Source organism: Mycoplasmatota bacterium, from assembly GCA_018394295.1.
Taxonomy (GTDB): domain Bacteria; phylum Bacillota_I; class Bacilli_A; order Haloplasmatales; family Haloplasmataceae; genus JAENYC01.
This window is the reverse complement of record CP074573.1, coordinates 839,734-859,811: the sequence shown is the minus strand read 5'-3', so window position 1 is coordinate 859,811 and position 20,078 is coordinate 839,734. Positions and strand designations below refer to the sequence as shown.

Genomic DNA, 20,078 nt, shown 5'->3' with positions numbered 1-20,078 from the left:
GAAAGTGAACCTTTTTTTTATTTATTATTACCTAAAAGCTTATGAACAAATTTCGATGTACTTTACTGTATCAACAATTACATCTTCAATCACTTCATTTTTATTATAAAACAGTATTTTTTTTATTTTACATGGTACATTCTTATGTAAATAATTAACGCTTTTATATTGTAGCACTTCATCACTAACTGATTGACTTACTAAAATTTCACAATTTATATTTGGTATTATTTTCTTTGTCTCCTTTGATAATCGTTTAAGATTAAGATGCGCTTTTAGTGATAATTTTCTGATTGAAGTGTATAACATCTTGATATGATAAATATTAAATTGAATTAAGTCTTTAATAAATCTTTTAGAAAAATTAAAGAAATTCCCTAAAAACATTGATGTATTTAACGTAATAAGACCTTTTACTCTAAACTTATTCGCAACCTGTAAAGATAATAAGCCTCCCATTGAATATCCGATTAAAACGATTTCTTGACATTTATCTTTAAGCGATAAATAAGCATTTTCAACATCATTAATCCAATCTTGATAAGTTACTTTTTTCATATCCTCTTTTATACCTGTGTGCCCTCTTAGAAGTGGTGTTTCTACTGTATAACCTAACATCTTTAATTTCTTAGATAAAGGTTCAACATCACTAAGACCACCACCTAAACCATGAATGAGGATAATCCCGATATTTTTATAACATATTTTCATAGTATCACCACTATTAATATCGGTTAAAAGTTTAGAAAATATTTAATTTTTTCATTATAAAATAATTTTCTTGTTCAATAAACAAATAATCCTATAATAAAAATAAGAGTATGTACATTTTAGGCTTATAATAATGAATATGTCAAGTAATCTAATCTATTGCTTTTATATATATCAGTTTTACTTAAACAGAAGGATATACCCTAATACTTCTTTTAATAAAAAAATGCTCCAATTTTTTGATTGGAGCGATTTTTTTATTTATCACGTTTAAATAAACGTAAAATACTAGTCACGATTACAGATAAAAATTTTGGTAATTTAATGATATAAAACTTCAAAATCATTACCCCCTTAGATAAACTCTGTAGTATATCTTATGATAAATACCACAAAGTTATGATAATTTAATCACGACTTTCGACAATTAATAAAATTCCCTTATCAAAAGATACAATTCCCACATCACTAATTAATTCATTGCTTATACATAGTGAATCCTGATTTTTTAATAAGTAATTATCTAATTTATATTTAAAATTTGTTAGCGTTAGATTTACTACTTCATCTTGATAAGCAAAGAAAGATAAATAGTGATATTCTGATTTTTTAATGTGATGAACGCCTGGTTTCTTAATATATATTTTATTATATTCATCAATAATAATAAGTTTCACATTACAGCTTAAAACTTTCTTAAATAAATAAAGTACACTTAAAAAATGATCAATTCTTTTACCAGTTACACCAAACAGCTGAATTACATCTGGTTTTAACTCTAATGCATAACTAAACGCTAATTCTGTATCTGTATTATCTTTATCTTTCTTGTATTTATTGACTTTTGAACAAGTATTTAATAATTCAACTAATTGATAGGTATTAATTGAATCAAAATCACCAAAAGCAACATCTAATGTCATATTATTATTTATCAGTTGATAAGCTCCATAGTCAACACCGATTGTAAGGTCAGCTGGATGAGCTTTAACTAAATCAATATCTAATGGACCTCCTGCAACAATATTTATTATCAATTAAATCATCCCCTTATTTAAGAGAATCTATCGCTTCCATCTTATTCTCATGATTAAATACATATGACCCTGCCACTAAAATATCAGCGCCACTTCGTTTGCATAATTTTGCTGTTTGATCATTTATTCCACCATCTACTTCAATTAGGTAAGAATAATTTTCTTTATCTCTTAATTCTTTTAATTTTTTAATTTTGTCTAAACTATTTTCAATGAAACTTTGTCCACCAAAACCTGGGTTTACAGACATGACTAATATAATGTCACAAATTGATAGAATAGATGTAATACTTTCAACAGAAGTATGAGGATTGATTACAACCCCAGCTTTAATATTATAACTTTTAATTAGTTGTAATGTCCTATGTAAATGAGGACAAGCTTCTACATGAACCGTAATTAAATCTGCTCCTGCTTTTACAAATTCAGGAATATAAAGGTCAGGGTTTTCAATCATTAAATGAACATCGAAAGGAAGAGTTGAATAAGGTCTAATAGCCTTTACAACACCTGGTCCAAAGGTAATATTGGGTACAAAATGTCCATCCATAATATCAAGATGGATATAATCAGCCCCATTTTTAGTAATATCAATAATTTCTTCTTTCAATCTACTAAAATCTGACGCTAAAATTGATGGTGCTACTTTCATATCGTTCCTCCTATTGTTTTTTTTGATAGATGACTCTTTGATTTTTAATTTCTTCATGAAAATTTTTATAGTTAAGATAACGGTTGTCATAAACACTATTTTCTTCTAATTTTGCTTTAACTGCACATTTAGGTTCATGAATGTGTAAACAACCCCTAAATTTACAATCTGAACTCAATTCAAAAAAATCTACAAATGATTGCGCTAATAATTCTGCATCAATCTCTAAATCTCTAAAATCTAAACTACTAAATCCAGGTGTATCAGCAACAAGTCCATTCCCTACTTTAAATAATTCAACATGTCTTGTTGTATGTTTACCTCTACCTAATGCCTTCGATATTTCATCTGTATTTAGCTTAAACTGGGGATTTATAGCATTAAGCAAAGAAGATTTCCCTACACCGGATTGACCTGCTAAAACACTGATTTTATTTTCTAATAAATTACATACTTTTTCTATTGATTCTTTGTCATATTTAGAAGTTTTAACAATTGTATATCCAATTGATTCGTAATAATTTATAAATGGATCAATTTCAGACTCAGTGATTAAATCCATTTTGGAAAGAATAATCACTGGCTTTATAAAACTACTTTCAATAACCGCTAAAAACCGATCTAATAAGGGTTGATTAAATTCGGGAGATTTAACAGAGAACACTAGCAGAACCTGATCTACATTGGTAATAGCCGGTCTAACTAAAAAATTTTTTCTCTCTTCAATTTCATTAACATAACCTTGATTATTAGCCTCAATTTGAAAATTAACATTATCACCAACTAGAGGCGTGATATTTTTATTGCGAAATACACCGCGTCCTCTACATTCATACACTTTTTTTGACAATGCTTCTTCAACATAATAAAATCCACTTAATGCTTTAATAATTAATCCTTTTGGCATACAATCTCCTTTTTTGCTTTTTTTGCCCTTAATTGGCCACAAGCAGCATCGATATCTGATCCTTTTTCCCGTCTTACCGTCGCATTAATTCCTTCTTCTTCTAATGCTTTTACAAAACGTTTGATGCTGTGTTGTGTTGGTTTTTCATAATTTGTTTCAATGACATAATTTATTGGAATGACATTAACATGACATAATAATGGTCTAACTAAATTCGCAAGTCGTTTTGCTTCTTCGATTGTGTCATTTACGCCATTTAATAATCCAAATTCTAAACTCACTCGACGATTCGTCACACGATTATAATACATAATTGCTTCAATTAACTTTTCAAGTGGATAAGCCTTATTTATTGGCATAATCATACTTCTTACGGCATTAGTTGTAGCGTGTAAAGAAATCGCTAATGTAACTTGTGAATTCAAATCAGCAAACTGATAAATTCTCGGGACAATTCCACTAGTAGATAAGGTAATATGACGGGCCCCTATATTAAGCGTCTTTTCATGCTTAATAATCTCTATAAATTTCATTGTGTAATCAAAATTATCAAAAGGCTCACCTGAGCCCATAATGACAATAGAGCTTACACGGCCATCTTTATCATCCAAATACTTTTGTATTTCAAGTACTTGACACGTGATTTCACCTGCATCTAAATTCCTTTCTACCCCTCCAATTGTGGAAGCACAAAAGGTGCATCCCATTTTACACCCTATTTGGGTTGAAACGCAAACAGAATATCCATAATTATGTCTCATTAAAACAGATTCTATATAATGTTCATCTCGAACTCTAAATAAAAATTTAACAGTACCATCACTTGATTCCTGTTTCATATCTAATTCTAAAACTTCAATATCAAATGTTTCTTCTAGATGTTCTATTAAATTTTTAGGTAAATTTTTCATTTCATTAAAAGAATTAACCCGTTTGTGATATAACCAATTAAAAACCTGTGATGCACGAAACTTCTTCTCTTTAATACTTGAAAAATAAGTTTCTAATTCTTCTAATGTATAAGCATAAATATTGTCTTTCATTTCATCACCATACTAAAAATAACTACTACTAGTTTACCACATTTTAGAATTATTTACATTAATTTGTTACTTTAAGTATGTAATAATGTTTATCACCAGAATCATTTCTATAAACAATACGCTTAATTTCATTCTTATATTTAGGTCTTGTTTCAATTTTAGAACCTAACTTTTCTTGTAAATTGATTAACGCTTGTTTTTCTTGATACGTCATATAAAAAGATGCTTGATTAATATTATTAAATACTCTCCCTCTACCACTTTCTTTTTTTCCTATAATCACTTCTAATTTCATAATTTTCCTCCTGGCATTCATTCTAATATCATTATAAATCTTTTTGTTACAAAATAACTGTAACAAACAAAAAAATGCTTGAATACTTATCAAAAAAGAATATAATAGAAATTAAGATTAGATTAGGGTTTGGGGAGAGAAGTAGCATGTTAAAAAAAATATATTCATTTACTTATGAATGTTTTAAGGGTTTACTTTTGATTTGGATAACAATTCTCTTTTTTAACATTTGGAGTAAAGAACCAAGTAATAAAGAATTATTTATAATTGCAGCTTTTTTTGGTATGTTCGCTATAGCAAGCAATTACGAATTTTATAAGAAAGTTCATACAAAACAATCATATATCATATACAAGGAAGATGTTAAAGACTGGATAATAAGGTTATTAGTTAATATATTATACCTAATTGCTTTGCTACATGTTAAAAATACTGATCCGTTTCATCTATTCTACAAGATATTCGCTATATTACTAACTATTAATTTACTTTTATTATTTTCAAATAGATTCTTAGGCACGAAAAAAGAGAATAAGTCATTAAATGATTTAACAAAAATAGAAAACTAACTTCATTCTTAACATTTAAAGGATTCATAAATTATTTAATAATTAACTTAATAAAAGAATTAGTTATAAAAGATAATTAGATTAAGGTTTAAGGAGAGTTTGCTATGTTTAAAAAAATATATTCATTAATTTACGTATTATTTTATGTTTCATTATCTATAGGGTGATCAACTTATTGTTTTTATACAGGGAGTATTGACACAAGTTTAAGAACAGAGTTATATCTGATTGGAACTATATTTGGCATCTTTTTAATTATGGTGATTTACAGATTTTATAAAAAGTTTTGTGAAAAAAAATCATTTCTCATTGAAAAATATGATAGTTCTGAATGTTTTGTACATTTCTTGTCTTTTTTTCCGTGGCTTGTGATTTTTATTTTTAATAAGCAGGAGATTATAGATAATTATCAATCTCAACCAGTCTATAAAATTTTAATTATAATGGTAACTGTAAAATTACTTTTATTTTTATTAAATAGATTCCTAGGTTCTGAAAAATAAGAGAAGCCTATTGAAAGAAATAACTAGTTTCATTAGAATTTATTTAACGTAATATTTGTTATTAAATATTATGATTTTAGTTATACTTAATGAAAGAACTTTTAATAAAGGAGATAAAAAATGCTTAAAAAGGTATATTCATTTACTTATGAATTACTTAATGGTTTAAAATTAATAGGATTTGCAACTCTATATTTTTATATTGCGAGTATAGAGTCTGAATCTAATTATAAAGTAGTTTCATATATTATCGGAACAATATTTAGTGTGTTTTCTATAATGTTTATTTACAAATTATATAAGAAGATTCATAAAAAGAAATCCTATCTTGTAGAAAAGAAGAATATTAATGAATGGGTTTTTAATTTATTTGGAAATACATTATTTCTAGGTCTGCTTATTTTTCTAATGGTGAATATTAAAAACAATCCCATTCAACATTACTTCATAGTCTTTATTATATTAGTATCAATCAATTTACTCTTTATATTTTTAAATCGATTCTTAGGTACTAAAAAAGAAGATAAGTTAAAAGATGATTTATCAAATGAAAAAACTAATATCAATTAATGACTATAATATTGAATCGAGTAGGAAGAAATAAATAGTTTTCTATTCATTTCAGACCTCTCACACCACCGTACGTACCGTTCGGTATACGGCGGTTCAATATGTTATCTAACAGATAAATAATATTCGGTCATTGATATTAGACCACGATGTTCTAATCTTTTATTTGTAATCGTAGTTGTTAAGATAAAGCTATGTGCGATTCGCGCATAGCTTTTTCTACTGTTTGCGTATTCCCAAGCCTTTTGACGACTTGCGCCTAGTTTCCTTAGGGATTTAAATCGTTTCCCAATCTTTTTCCATGCTTTCCAAATACACATTCTTACACGAAATCTTATTTGTTCATCTAATTTCATCAATAACCATTTCATATCGGCTACTTTATAATAATTAACCCAACCTGTTATAAGTTGTTTTATTTTGAGTAACCGATAATCTAAACTGATACTCCATCTTCTAGATGTTAATTTCTTAATCTTTTCTTTTATTCTTTTAATTGATTTTGGATGTACTTTGATTCTAACTTGTCTGTGCCTGGGATTGTAGTAAAAGCCAAAGCCTAAAAATTTGATTCCTTTATTATAGTAATCTACTTTGCTTTTACTCTGATTAACTTTGAGTTTTAACTTCTTTTCAATAAAGTTAGTTATACTCTCCATTACTCTTTGTCCTGCACGTATACTTTTTACATATATATTACAGTCATCGGCATATCGTACAAATCTTAATCCTCTTTTAGTTAACTCTTTATCTAGTTCATTAAGCATGATATTTGATAATAATGGACTTAATGGTCCTCCTTGTGGTGTTCCTTCCTCACTATCTATTACGACTCCATTTATCATGATACCACTAACTAGATATTTCCTTATCAAACTCATTAAATCACTATCTTTAATTGTTAAAGATAATATTTGCATGAGTTTATCATGGTTAACCTTATCAAAGAATTTCTCTAAATCCGTATCAACTATTACTTTGTAACCATCATTTAAATACATTAAACTTCTCTCAATTGCCATATGACAACCTCGATTTGGTCTAAATCCAAAACTAGAGTCACTAAATTGTTTCTCAAATATTGGTGATAGCACTTGATTAATGGCTTGTTGAATGATTCTATCTATAACCGTTGGTATTCCTAGTAGTCTTACCCCACCATCAGGTTTTGGTATTTCTACTCTCCTAACGGGGTTAGGTTTATACTTTCTATTTCTTATGGCTCTTTTAATTTCATCACCATGTTTCATAAAATGTAATCTTCCTTGTTCAACATTCATCCCATCAATTCCAGCAGCACCTTTATTCTTCACTACTCTAGCGATGGCTTCATTTAAATTGTAGTTACTTAAGATTAATTCTAGAAGATTTTCCATTAGTAATTGCTCCTTTCATTGTTAAGACCATACTGTTTGTCCTAAAGGCTCCTAGGTTCCTTACGATACCATCGAAGTTAGGTAGGTAATCCTGATTTTCTACTGTTCATATAGTCTTATAATTTACATTTACAATTAAACATACTGTTTCGCCCTTCGGTTTGGACCCTACTATGGCTCTGCTGACTTCTCACGATAAATCTTTTTCAACCACGCTCGTGACGTGTTCATGAGATCTCCCAGGGTAAGTCTATTCACTTTCATTTCATATACTCGCCACATTTACGTGTATTATTGCTTTGATGACTACGGACTTTGTTTTGTTAAGCAAACTCATCCATAATACCCGCCTGATGTGATTCGTGTTCCTCGAGCCAAAATTTTGCCTCCTACTTCCTTCAGACCCTACTTCGCAATAGGCGCCCTTGTACTTGGCTAACACTTTAGTCATCTTCCCGTGTAGTGGACTTTCACCACCTAGTTAATAGACATGCCTGGCACACTTCAAAAAAACAATGACTAAATATAAAGTCATTGTTTTCATTTCTACTGATATTTTTTTTGATAACCTAACATAGAAAATCCAGTTAATAAATATAAACCTAATGGGATTAAATAATAGAAACTTACATTCACAAAAGAAAACATCAGTACTAGATATAATAATCCCAAAAGAATTAACAACATTCCCAGTATATGAATCAACTTCCTTTGTATAAAGAAGGTATAAAACATTAAAAACAAAGCGATAAAAAATAAAATATGATTAATGGGTGAAGCAAATATTTCAATAGCTGTTAATTCATTTGTATTAAGTGGACGATTAATTAAAAATATAAAATTGAATAAAGCACCGATTAATGCTGAAATGAATAATAAAATATGAAGGTGTGATTTTCTCATTTGAATACTCCTTTGTCTAGTGTACGCTTAAACCATAAGTACTTAAATGTTTAGAAAATTCAAATACATTAGTCCCCTTCGATAATTTAAATTTTACTGGTTCATTTACCCCATCAAACCAAATGGCTACTTCACTATCAATATCAAAATAAGGTGAATTCTCAATTTGATAACGACACAATTTAAATAATGGATAACTGACAATTAATTTCTTTTTACCTGTTAAACCTTGTTTATCAATTGTGATTAATCGCATGTTTGTTAAAATAATTAAATCTCTTACTAACTTATATGCGATTATGACATCTTCTCCTTCTGCTAACATTTTTTCATATATTTTTTCAATTTTTTCTTCATTGGCATCCGTATTATTAAATAAACCCATAAATAAACCTACCTTTCAATTATAGTTTATACTATATACTAGTAAATTTATTTATGAATTATGTTATTTTTTTATGATTTTTTTATAAAGCAAGCAATAAAAAAGATATCAGCTCCTTTTATTTGATTAATTAATTGGACATAACCTTTATTACCTAAATTTAACTTCTCAAAAGGAGCAGAATTTAATTCAAATTCAGGATAATTTTCCAATATATACTCAACCATCTTTTCATTTTCTTTTTTATTGATTGTACAAGTACTATATACAAGTGTTCCATCTTTTTTAACCAGTTTTATTGATTCATCAACAATTTCTTTTTGAAGTTTAATGATTTCATCTAAGTCGGTAGGTTTTTTATTATATTTAATTTCTGGTTTTCTTCGTATAACCCCTAACCCAGAACAAGGCACATCGACTAAAACACGATCAAAACTACCTTCATCAAATACTTTAGTTAATTGTGTTGCATCAATAAGCGTTGGTTGGACACTTTTTAATCCTAAACGTCTTTTATTATATTCGATTAATTTAATTTTATGCTCATAGATATCACAAGCAATGACTTCACCAGAATCTTTCATCAATTCAGCAATATGCGTACTTTTTCCACCTGGCGCACTACAAACATCAATCACTTTATCACCTTGTTTAGGTGATAAAACTTTCGCAACAAGCATTGAACTTAAATCTTGAATATTTACATACCCTGATTTAAATAAACTAGTATTAGCGATATTTTCATTTTTCAAATAGATTCCTTCATCAATTTGAGTCAATTCATAATCAATATTTAATTTATCTAATCGATTTAAGATATTTTCTTTTTTATCTTTATATAAATTAAGACGTGCATACTGATAAGGTTTTATATTATTAAGTTCACAAACCTTTTTTGCTGTACTTAAATCATACTGTTTACTCCACATCTTAACAAGCCATAAAGGGTGAGAGGTTTCAACACTTAGTCTCTCTTTCTCATCTTTAATTTCATCTAAACTTGGGACACCTTGTCTAGTAATGTTTCGCAACACAGCATTAACAAAACCTGACTTTCCTTCATACTTTCTCTTTGTTAGATTAACAGCTTCATTAATGATGGCATGATTTGGTATTTTATCTAAATATACCATTTGATAAACAGCCATTCTTAAGATGTTTCGAACTTCATTTTTAATTTTCTTCTCACCAATAAAATGGGCTAAAAAATAATCTAATGTGGTTTTATACTGAATCGTACCATAAACTAATTCAGTTAACAATCCAACATCTTTTTCATTTAATCGGATTGTCTGAATGGTTTCATTTAATATTAAATTACTATAAGCCCCTTCATTTAATACTTTATTAATAATGTTTAATGCTACTTCTCTTACGTTTTTCATGTTATTCAATCCATTCATCTTGTAATTCAACTAATTCAATATCTCCCATTTTATCTTTAATTAAATGCGCATAAACTCTAATACCACCTAATTCTGAGAATGTATGACTTCCTAAAATAAAATTCAACTCATTATGTTTTGCATACAACAAGGTTTTTAATTTTTTTTCACCTGTAATAAATGCATCACATTGATAGTGTACTGCATCATGTAAAGATTCTAAGTCACTACCACTACCAGCAACAATCCCTATTCTTTTAATCAATCGATCATTATTTTGCCAAACTCTTACTTTATGATTCATTATTTTTTCAACTTTATGGGTTAATTCTTGTAAAGTCAATGGTTTTTCAACTTCTCCAACAACACCAAAATAGAATGTTTCAAATTGTGATATTTTCTCAATTACCTTTAAGTCTAAATCATTAGCAAGTACGCCAGTTGGCCCAAATGGCATACTATCAAGTGGTAAATGGTTAAAAAAATGAATTAAATTATTTTCCTCTAATAATTTTAAACAATCATCTCTTAATTCATAATGGTCTTCCCAAATATTATGATGGGTTAATAACAAATCAACCTTTTGGTTAATTGCTTGTTTAATAATATCTTTTGTTACATTAACACTATACCCTATTTTTTTAATTTCTTTATTCCTAAATTGATTAAATCCATATTGCGTTCCATCATCAAAAAACGCTAATGTCTCCTTAGGAAAAAATGATAAGGCAGTAGTTTCAAATGTTTTTGTATTCACTTATTCATCATCCTCTTCTTCTTTTCTTTCTTTATATATAATCATGGCTGAATAACAATAAATTTGATCTTTATAATCATAAAAAGTACTGAGTTGATATTTAATATCTACTAATTGTTGTTCATCTAAATCTTCCAAAAAATCATTAATTTTTGTTTCAAGGTCTTCCTCATGTTCTTCATCGAAGATCTTAACCCGAACACCCATAGAATCTCCCCCTTAACCAATTTTTTGTTTTACAAAATTACCAAATACCATCTGGCTCTTTATCACATTAGTAAATGCTTTTTCATCAACATCTTTTATGGTTGCAACAACATTATATAATTCATAACTAGATACAACCATAAATAAAACAGATTTATCTTTCCGATGATAAGCACCCATCGCTGGAATAACAGTAATCCCACGATAAATCCGTTTGTGGATGGCTGCAATCATCTCATCTTTATAGTCTGTTACAATCATTAATGTTAATTTATTATGACGTGTATGAATTTTATCAATCACTATAATTGAAATAAATAGATTAATAATCGTGTATAAAGCAAGAACCCAAGAATCTGTTATACCTACAATTGTGATAATAATCGCATTTAAGTAGAATGAATATTGACCAAAAGAACGGTCACGTTTAAAAGATAAATATTGACTAATAATATCCATTCCACCCGTTGAAGATCCTACCTTTAAGGTTATCCCAACTCCTAGACCAGTAATAACACCACCGATAATCGCACTTAACATTAACTCATCAAAAAATTTCTCTTTAATTAATTCTTCAGGTACAGGAAGTAATGCTAATGTTAACATCCCACAGATTACAGAAAGAAAACTTAATAAAGCAAACCGTCTTCCTAATGTTTTAAAACCTAAGAAAAATACAGGAATATTTAAAATAAACCAAAGAATACTGACCCCAACATCATTAGGAACTACTCCATCAAATGCATCACTTATAAAGCCATAGATAATTTGAGCCATTCCTGTAAAACCACCTGTTTTTAGATGTGCAGGAATAATAAACCATTTTATCCCAATAGTATATAAAACAGACCCCAAAATGCAAATAAATATATTCAGTATTTTTTTATTGTCCTTGTACTTAAAAATTCTGTTAATGAAATTTTTCATTTTACCACCTCTAGATGCATAATAAACTTATTATAGTATACCCAATTAATTAAATTTTTTATTAACTTCCTTTAATTAAAACAACATCACATCCAAAATGATCCAGCACTATACTCATTGTTCGCGGATACTTATTACCATTTTTAGTATTTTCATTATAACATTTTTTTTCTAAATTAAAAACAAATATTAAAAGCAATTTACGATAAATATTGCCTAAAATCATTACTAAAAATTAATTACTAAATTTGATGATATAAACAAATTATATATAGAAAAAAAGAGACATTTGTCTCTTTAATAACTAGTTACATATAAATTAAATGGTTTAGAGAATATCTCTTCATCATTTTCTAATAAAACAATTTTAAATTGATGTTTATATGGTTTATTTTCATAAAGATTAACAATATTTGCCATATCTATTTCAACACGAATATTATCTCTTCTTAATTGACTGATTTGTTCATCAGTTAGTGGTTGATTTAATAGTTCCTGATTACTATCCATATCGATTAGTGTTAAATGATAATCTTTATTGTAATCTAGACTTTGCATAAGTCCAACAAACATTAATTCATTATTATTATCATATTCATTTTTATTTAAAAAATTATTCTCAATGGATGATGTAAAAAATGTCTTGAAAATAACTGGATTAACAATTATATCCCAATCAAGTCCTTCTGCATCTTTCGTATTAAATAATTCTTCAAAACGTTTTATATCAGCTACTTTAACATAATAATAGTTAAATTGATAATTAAAGTATCGTAAATTTGAATCTAATGATAAATTTAAATGAAGATCATCAGTTTTTAAAATTTTAACATCTTCTTCATTTAAAATATATTTAGCATATATCGTCGTTGCTGTTAAGATATATATTGCATCATTTTCATGATACTCATTTTCTTTTTCAAGAATGATTTCCCCATTATAATACTTACTATAGGCTTGTGTTTTCTTTACTGTTCTTGCTTCACTAAAATCAGATAATTCATTTTTTTCTTCTTTTTTATTAGATTCTATTACAGAAAAAATAATAATAAGAAAAACAAGAACTAAGGAAACAGCAACTCCTATTTTGATTAATATGTCTTTTTTCATATCTTCTCCTATGTCACTATAAAGTAGCCGGTTCTTGGTAGTCTACTCCAAAGGTATCAACGCTTACTTGTTTCATGACTTGTTGAGTTAATGGACGATCACTTCCATCTGTTTTTGTTGTTGCGATTTTCTCAACAACATCCATACCTTCAATAACTTTTCCAAATGCAGCATATTGACCATCTAAATGAGGAGAATTTTTATGCATAATAAAAAACTGACTTCCTGCAGAATCAGGATGATATGCTCTTGCCATAGATATTACACCAGGTGTATGTTTTAACTCATTATTAACTCCATTAGATTTAAATTCACCTTTAATCTGATACCCAGGTCCTCCTGTTCCATTTTTAAGTGGACATCCACCTTGAATCATAAAACCTTCAATAACACGATGGAAAATAAGACCATTATAAAACTCTTTTTGAATTAAACTAATAAAATTATTGACTGTGTTAGGCGCTATATCAGGATATAACTCTATTTTGATTGTTTCTTGAGACTCCATTTCAATTGTCACAATTGGGTTATTCATTATTATCACCTTCATTTATTTTTTAACTTACATTCCTATTATAATAAAATTTCCATAGGTAATTCAACCTTTTTTTATTAAAATACTAAACTAAGGTAAAAATCTTTCCAATTTCAAATGGATGATGCCCATTTAAAACATCTTTCATTAACTGACGCTTTTTACCTGCTAATTGAACTTCATTCACCTTAATACAAGTTTCATTACCAGTTGTGATTATAATCGTGTTTTTATTTATTTGAATAATTTCACCTGAAGATTGATGCTGTTTACCTTGGACTACTTCGCAATCATAAATTTTAACCCGTTTATGGTCTAGCATTGTATAAGCCCCTGGCCATGGATTAAGTCCTCTAACTTGATTATAAATGGCTTCACCATCGTTATTCCAATCAATTAGTTCATCTTGAGGTTTAATATTCGAAGCGTAGGTGGCTTCATGTGGATTTTGTTTTAATCTTTGATTAGTCCCGCTAAAAATACTTGGTAGTGACTCCATCAATAATTTCGCTCCCACAACACTTAATTTCTGATGCATCGTCCCAACATTATCGTTTTTTTCAATCACAACTTCTTCTTGGCTTATGATATCCCCCTCATCCATTTTTACATCCATATACATTATGGTTACCCCTGTTTTCTGACAACCATCAATGATTGCTTGATGAATTGGGGCTCCCCCACGATATTTAGGTAATAAAGAGGCATGTACATTGATTGCCTTATATGGTGGGAAATCTAATAATGCTTTAGGAATAATTTGACCATAAGCACAAGTTATAATAAGATCTGGCTTCCATAAAATAATTTGTTGATAATCTTCTTTTATTTTTTCAGGTTGAAACACTGGAATCTGATAGTTAAGTGCTAATGCTTTAATCGGAGGTGGGGTTAATATTTTTTTTCTCCCCACGAAACGATCAGGTTGTGTGACAACCCCTACTACATCATGCTCACTATCAATTAAAGCTTGTAAGACATTTATAGAAAATTCTGGTGTTCCCATAAAAACAATTTTCATGTAAAATCCTCCTATAATAAAAAGTTTGGGTAACGGTCAACGATCACGTTGACTGATTTATCTTGATAAGACACAATTAAGCTTTCTAATACTGCTTCTATTTGTGGTTCTTTTTTATATTTTACAATAATTTGTGATGAATAAAGGTTATTTAACCGTTTGATTTGCGGAATGACTGGACCTAGTAATAGGCATTCACTTGACAAATGATTTTTCAAATAATTCACAATCTTATTTGCTTCTTTTAAAGTCTCTTGAAATACTTCATCTGTTACTACAATTTGTGCCATAAAGTAATAGGGTATATACTTCCCCATTTTTCTTATTTTCATTTCTTGATTAAAAAATGCTTTATAATGGTTACCTGCAGCTAAAATAATCGCATAATGATTTGGATTATAGGTTTGTATAATAACATCACTATTTTCTTTATGACGACCTGCTCGACCGGATACTTGTGTTAACAGTTGAAACGTTTTTTCACTAGCCTTATAATCTGGTAATTTTAAAACAGTATCGGCTGATAAAACGCCAACTAATGTCACGTCTTCAAAATCTAACCCTTTCGCAATCATTTGTGTTCCTAATAAAATATCTGCTTCTTTATTTTTAAACGCAGTTAATAAACGTTCGTGATCACCTTTATTTGAAGTAGTATCATTATCCATGCGAATTAATCGAATCATCGGAAATTGCTTTAAAATAATTTCTTCAACTTTCTGTGTTCCATAACCAAATCCTTTTAAATGAGAACTCCTACATTGTGGACATTCTGTAGGGATTTTTTGTTCATACCCACAATAATGACATTTCAGTCGATTATTAAATTTATGATAGGTTAAGGAAATGTCACAATTTTGGCAAGTGACTGTATAACCGCAACTACGACACATTAAGAAATTATCATAACCTCTTCTATTTAGTAATAAAATAATCTGTTCATTTTTAGCGATTCGATCTAGAATTGCTTCTTCTAATGTCTTAGAGATAATACTTAAGTTTCCTGATTTAAACTCATCTGACATATTGACTATAGTCGTTTTAGGCATTTCCATTAAAGTAGCACGTTTTGTTAATTCAAGTAATCTATAAACTTTTTTTATTGCTCTTGCATAGGATTCTAATGAAGGGGTTGCACTACCTAGAACTAGTGTAGCCTGATATTTTTTTGCTCGTAGTTTCGCAATCTCAATCGCATGATATTTAGGAATTTCACTTTGCTTATAAGTAGATTCATGTTCTTCATCAATGATAATAATCCCTAAATTAGTAAATGGTGCAAAAACTGCGGACCTAGCCCCAACAACTACTTTTACTTCTTGTTTACGAATTCTTCTCCATTCATCATATTTTTCACCGATTGATAATCCACTATGTAAAACAGCTACATGCTGTCCAAACCGTAACTTAAATAGACGGACGATTTGAGGGGTTAAAGAAATTTCAGGAACTAACATAATCGCTTCTTTCCCTAAAGCAATCACTTCTTCAATCGCATTTAAATAGACTTCTGTTTTTCCAGAACCTGTTACCCCATGAAGTAAAAAGATATCTTCACTTTGATTATTAACACTTTCTATAATAGAACTAAAGGCTTCTTGTTGCTCCTTATTTAAAGTATGTTTAACCAATGTATCGAACTCATCAACTTCATAGGGATTACGATATATTTCTTCACTTGTTTCTTTAATTATTTTCTTATTAATTAATGATTTAATTGTAGAAGAAGTAACCTTTAATTGCTTCATCAAAAAACTTTTTTTCACTTTTTCTTTTTGTGATTTTAAATAATCAATCACTTCTTGTTGTTTTTTCCCGGTGACTTTCTTCTCATCAATTAAAGTAAGATAAGCTTCATATTTAATATTTAGTTTATCTTTCACTTCATATATGATATCTAATTCATGGTTCATGATTGCTTTCTTAATTAAATGATAATCATTTTTAATAATCTTATCAAAAACTATTTCATTTTTAATGCTAAAGTAGTGATTTAATTTCGGGTTTATCTCTTCTTTAAGTTTCACTACCTTCTTCATATATTTAGCCTTAATCGCAGTGGGTAACATTGCTTGAATACAGTTAATTAAAAAACTAGAAGTTTCTTGACTCATCTGTTTGGCTAATACTAACAATTCATCCGTTAAAGAAGGCGTAATATCTAATATATCAATTATTGGTTTCAATTGTTCAGTATAATGACTTTCATCCTTTAAATCAACCACAAATCCTAATATTTCTCTTGATCCAAAGGGAACTTTAACACGCATCCCTATTTCAATAACCTCTTCAAAATAAGAGGGGACACTATAACTAAAAGGTCTATTCAAATTTTTTACTTTTACATCTACAATAACTTCAGCAATCAAATTAATCGCTCCCCTTATCATAAAAAATCTTAAAAAAAACCTTGAATGGTTTTTTTAAAAACTTTCAAGGATTTAATATTTTATGTTTAATTTATCTTCAAGGATTTCCTCTAAAGCAATTCCCACTGGTTTATAACATTTAAGGTCTTCAATTTGTTCTGGTGAGCCTTGTTCAATAGATTTTGCTCTCTTAGATGATAAAAGGACTAATTTATATTTTGAGTCCACAATTTTTAATAATTTATCAATCGAAGGATATCTCATTTTATTCCACCTCCAATATTTTCATGTATTTATGAATGGTTCTTTCTGTTTTGGCATGTTCAGCACGAATAATTGCCATAATTCTATCAGCAGCGTTTTCCACTGTATCATTTACCACTATATAATCATATTTATGTGCCATACCAAACTCTCGTTCTGCCTTGGCCATTCGCTTATTAATGATTGCTTCTGGTTCTGTTGCTCGTTTTGTAATCCGATCTCTTAAGGCTTGTCTTGACGGTGGTGCAATAAATATAAATACCGCATCAGGCATTCTTTCACGTACCTGCATTGCACCTTGTACCTCTATTTCAAGTACCACTTCTTTTCCTTGGTCCAATCGGTTTTCAACATAGTCCATTGGTGTCCCATAATAATTGCCTACAAATTCAGCATATTCTAAAAGTCCTCCAGCTTGGATCTTATGTTCAAATTGTTCTTTTGTTACAAAAAAGTAATCTATTCCACCAGTTTCACCATGACGTGGAACTCTTGTCGTCATTGACACTGAATACTCGAGGTTATGTTTTTCTCTCTCAAAAAGTGCTTTTCTAACAGTGCCTTTTCCTACGCCCGATGGACCAGAAATCACAATTAAAAGTCCTCTTTCATTAAGCTTCATAGCCATTCATCCCTTCAGATTGCACATCGTATTTATTTTTATTATATAATAATAACACTTTTTAAGTACTTTTTTAAGTACTTTAAGTTATTTTTATTAATTATTTTAATTTTGTCGACTATTACACTGATATTTCGTTAAAAAACATGTTAAAATAATATATTATAGTTTTAAATAATGAAAGAGTGATGCAAAATGGCCTTTGATGGTATATTTACACATTATATGGTAAGAGAATTAAAAACCAATCTATTAAAAGGACGAATTAATAAAATTTATCAAGTATCTAACTATGAACTTATCGTAGTCATACGAGCGAATCAAAAAACACAAAAATTATTAATATCAATTCATCCCAATTATGCCCGTTTACATATTACAGAATCAGATTATCCTTATCCACAAGAACCGCCTATGTTTTGTATGCTTTTACGTAAACATTTAGAAGGTGGAATAATTAATGACATCTATCAAAAAGACAATGATCGTGTTGTCGTATTTCATATAGAACATATGAATGAGATAGGCGACAAAGATGTTAAACTTTTAATTGTTGAAGTAATGGGTAAACATTCAAATATTGTTTTAGTCAAGGAGAAAACAAACATCATCCTAGATTCTATTAAACATATTTCACCATTTCTTAATAGTTTCAGAACCTTGCAACCAGGGGCAGCTTATATCTACCCTCCTGGACATGATAAAGTCAATTTTTTTGAAGCAGAGAAAGAAAACTTTTCGCAATTTAATTATTTAGACACAAATTTAAATAAACAACTCGTTCAATATTTTGAAGGACTTAGTCCCTTATGTGCAAAGGAATTATTACATAGAACTTCTTTTTTTAATGAAGAAGGTTTATATCTTTCTTACTTATCCTTTATCAATGAATTAAAACAAAATTTAAATCCATCTATCCTTTATACCCCTAAAAAAGCTTATTTTTATCTCTTGCCATTAAAACAAATGGAAGGTGAGATTAAATCTTTTACATCTATAGGTAAAATGCTTGATCGTTTCTACTTTAATAAAGAAAATCATGAGCGTATCAAACAACAAACACAAGATTTAGAAAAATTCATTAAAAATGAACTTGAAAAAAATAAAAATAAATTAAATAACTTAGAAACGGACTTATTAATGGCTAAAGAGGCGATAAAATATAAGGTCTTTGGTGAGTTAATTATCTCTAATTCATATCAATTAACAAAGGGAATGACATCATTTACTGCTTTTAATTATGAAACGAACAAGGAAGTCACCATTGAACTTGATCCATTATTAACACCTATTGAAAATTCTCAAAAATACTTTACAAAGTATCAAAAATCCAAAAAGGCATTTAGCCATCTACATGAACAAATGGATTTAACCAAACAAGAGATAAATTATTTTGATACCTTACTTGAACAAATAAAAGTTGCTTCATTAAACGATGCGATAGAAATCAGACAAGAATTAGTAGAAGGTCGATACTTAAAACGCTATGCTTCTAAACAAAAGAAAAGTAAGAAACCACAATATGAGACTTACATGGTTGATGACGCGCAAATATTTGTTGGAAAAAATAATTTACAAAATGAATATATCACCCATAAATTAGCGCATAAAAATGACTATTTTATGCATGTAAAAGATATGCCAGGAGCACATGTGATTATTCGACCTGTACAAGACTTATCTGAAAAAGTCATTCGAACAGCAGCGTCTCTTGCTGCTTATTACTCAAAAGGGAAGTTATCATCAAGTGTACCAGTAGACTATACTCTAGTAAAAAATGTGAAAAAGATTCCTGGATCTAAACTAGGTCTCGTGACTTATGATAATCAAAAAACTATTTTTATTGATCCTGATGAAGATATGATACATGCATTAAAGAATAAATTAAAATAGAAAAAATTACCAATTGTAATAATGAGTAATTACTAAA

Annotated in this window: 23 protein-coding genes; 3 read left to right on the top strand and 20 right to left on the bottom strand. The window is 28.8% G+C overall.

The genetic code is table 11. From position 1 onward, the window contains the following. Nucleotides 1-39: 39 nt before the first annotated feature. The 7 genes from KHQ81_03800 to KHQ81_03770 form a co-directional block, all read right to left on the bottom strand. On the bottom strand, nt 40-711 hold the full coding sequence (locus tag KHQ81_03800; protein ID QVK18848.1) for an alpha/beta fold hydrolase: 672 nt from the start codon (nt 709-711) through the stop codon (nt 40-42). Between the two features lie 257 nt (nt 712-968). Beyond that, nucleotides 969-1,058: a stage V sporulation protein M gene (locus KHQ81_03795; GenBank protein QVK18847.1), complete on the bottom strand. Its 90-nt coding sequence runs from the start codon at nt 1,056-1,058 to the stop codon at nt 969-971. 60 nt (nt 1,059-1,118) lie between these two features. Further along, a complete protein-coding gene (locus KHQ81_03790; protein QVK18846.1) occupies nt 1,119-1,748 on the bottom strand; it encodes a thiamine diphosphokinase in 630 nt (209 codons plus the stop codon). A gap of 13 nt (nt 1,749-1,761) precedes the next feature. After that, entirely contained in the window at nt 1,762-2,400 is a 639-nt protein-coding gene (locus KHQ81_03785) for a ribulose-phosphate 3-epimerase (protein ID QVK18845.1), read from the bottom strand. A gap of 10 nt (nt 2,401-2,410) precedes the next feature. Further along, on the bottom strand, nt 2,411-3,307 hold the full coding sequence (gene rsgA, locus KHQ81_03780; GenBank protein ID QVK18844.1) for a ribosome small subunit-dependent GTPase A: 897 nt from the start codon (nt 3,305-3,307) through the stop codon (nt 2,411-2,413). After that, nucleotides 3,292-4,350: a 23S rRNA (adenine(2503)-C(2))-methyltransferase RlmN gene (gene rlmN, locus KHQ81_03775; GenBank protein QVK18843.1), complete on the bottom strand. Its 1,059-nt coding sequence runs from the start codon at nt 4,348-4,350 to the stop codon at nt 3,292-3,294. The genes rsgA and rlmN overlap by 16 nt, the downstream gene beginning before the upstream one ends. 58 nt (nt 4,351-4,408) lie before the next feature. Continuing rightward, nucleotides 4,409-4,645, bottom strand: a complete 237-nt coding sequence (locus KHQ81_03770; GenBank protein ID QVK18842.1) for a hypothetical protein — start codon at nt 4,643-4,645, stop codon at nt 4,409-4,411. A 146-nt stretch (nt 4,646-4,791) separates the two neighbouring features. On the opposite strand from KHQ81_03770, the gene KHQ81_03765 reads away from it, so the two are divergent. Continuing rightward, nucleotides 4,792-5,214 carry a hypothetical protein gene (locus tag KHQ81_03765; GenBank protein QVK18841.1) on the top strand — a complete coding sequence of 141 codons (423 nt, stop codon included), beginning with the start codon at nt 4,792-4,794 and terminating at the stop codon, nt 5,212-5,214. Between the two features lie 623 nt (nt 5,215-5,837). Beyond that, complete coding sequence (locus tag KHQ81_03760) at nt 5,838-6,287, top strand: hypothetical protein (protein QVK18840.1); 450 nt, start codon at nt 5,838-5,840, stop codon at nt 6,285-6,287. Nucleotides 6,288-6,391: 104 nt separating this feature from the next. Here KHQ81_03760 and ltrA read toward each other — a convergent pair whose 3' ends face one another. The 13 genes from ltrA to gmk form a co-directional block, all read right to left on the bottom strand. After that, on the bottom strand, nt 6,392-7,663 hold the full coding sequence (ltrA, locus tag KHQ81_03755) for a group II intron reverse transcriptase/maturase (protein QVK18839.1): 1,272 nt from the start codon (nt 7,661-7,663) through the stop codon (nt 6,392-6,394). A gap of 546 nt (nt 7,664-8,209) precedes the next feature. After that, the gene (locus KHQ81_03750) at nt 8,210-8,566 is read right to left on the bottom strand and encodes a hypothetical protein (GenBank protein ID QVK18838.1); all 357 of its coding nucleotides are present in this window, start codon (nt 8,564-8,566) and stop codon (nt 8,210-8,212) included. A gap of 16 nt (nt 8,567-8,582) precedes the next feature. Next, nucleotides 8,583-8,951, bottom strand: coding sequence for a PH domain-containing protein (locus KHQ81_03745; GenBank protein ID QVK18837.1), 369 nt, complete (start codon nt 8,949-8,951; stop codon nt 8,583-8,585). A 71-nt stretch (nt 8,952-9,022) separates the two neighbouring features. Then, complete coding sequence (gene rsmB / locus KHQ81_03740) at nt 9,023-10,336, bottom strand: 16S rRNA (cytosine(967)-C(5))-methyltransferase RsmB (GenBank protein ID QVK18836.1); 1,314 nt, start codon at nt 10,334-10,336, stop codon at nt 9,023-9,025. Between the two features lies 1 nt (nt 10,337). Next, the gene (locus KHQ81_03735; protein QVK18835.1) at nt 10,338-11,093 is read right to left on the bottom strand and encodes a Nif3-like dinuclear metal center hexameric protein; all 756 of its coding nucleotides are present in this window, start codon (nt 11,091-11,093) and stop codon (nt 10,338-10,340) included. Continuing rightward, nucleotides 11,094-11,300 carry a sporulation protein Cse60 gene (locus KHQ81_03730; protein ID QVK18834.1) on the bottom strand — a complete coding sequence of 69 codons (207 nt, stop codon included), beginning with the start codon at nt 11,298-11,300 and terminating at the stop codon, nt 11,094-11,096. Between the two features lie 12 nt (nt 11,301-11,312). Beyond that, nucleotides 11,313-12,227, bottom strand: a complete 915-nt coding sequence (locus tag KHQ81_03725) for a YitT family protein (GenBank protein QVK18833.1) — start codon at nt 12,225-12,227, stop codon at nt 11,313-11,315. Nucleotides 12,228-12,524: 297 nt separating this feature from the next. Further along, complete coding sequence (locus tag KHQ81_03720) at nt 12,525-13,337, bottom strand: hypothetical protein (GenBank protein ID QVK18832.1); 813 nt, start codon at nt 13,335-13,337, stop codon at nt 12,525-12,527. Nucleotides 13,338-13,353: 16 nt separating this feature from the next. Further along, entirely contained in the window at nt 13,354-13,872 is a 519-nt protein-coding gene (locus KHQ81_03715) for a peptidylprolyl isomerase (GenBank protein QVK18831.1), read from the bottom strand. An 85-nt stretch (nt 13,873-13,957) separates the two neighbouring features. Continuing rightward, on the bottom strand, nt 13,958-14,893 hold the full coding sequence (fmt, locus tag KHQ81_03710; GenBank protein QVK18830.1) for a methionyl-tRNA formyltransferase: 936 nt from the start codon (nt 14,891-14,893) through the stop codon (nt 13,958-13,960). 11 nt (nt 14,894-14,904) lie between these two features. Continuing rightward, nucleotides 14,905-17,262 (bottom strand): primosomal protein N', encoded by a 2,358-nt coding sequence (gene priA, locus KHQ81_03705; GenBank protein ID QVK18829.1) that lies wholly within the window; start codon nt 17,260-17,262, stop codon nt 14,905-14,907. Between the two features lie 72 nt (nt 17,263-17,334). After that, nucleotides 17,335-17,526, bottom strand: coding sequence for a DNA-directed RNA polymerase subunit omega (gene rpoZ, locus KHQ81_03700; protein ID QVK18828.1), 192 nt, complete (start codon nt 17,524-17,526; stop codon nt 17,335-17,337). 1 nt (nt 17,527) lies between these two features. Continuing rightward, nucleotides 17,528-18,148, bottom strand: coding sequence for a guanylate kinase (gmk, locus tag KHQ81_03695; GenBank protein ID QVK18827.1), 621 nt, complete (start codon nt 18,146-18,148; stop codon nt 17,528-17,530). A gap of 195 nt (nt 18,149-18,343) precedes the next feature. Here gmk and KHQ81_03690 point away from each other — a divergent pair, with 195 nt between their 5' ends. Then, nucleotides 18,344-20,041 carry an NFACT family protein gene (locus KHQ81_03690; protein ID QVK18826.1) on the top strand — a complete coding sequence of 566 codons (1,698 nt, stop codon included), beginning with the start codon at nt 18,344-18,346 and terminating at the stop codon, nt 20,039-20,041. Nucleotides 20,042-20,078 lie beyond the last annotated feature (37 nt).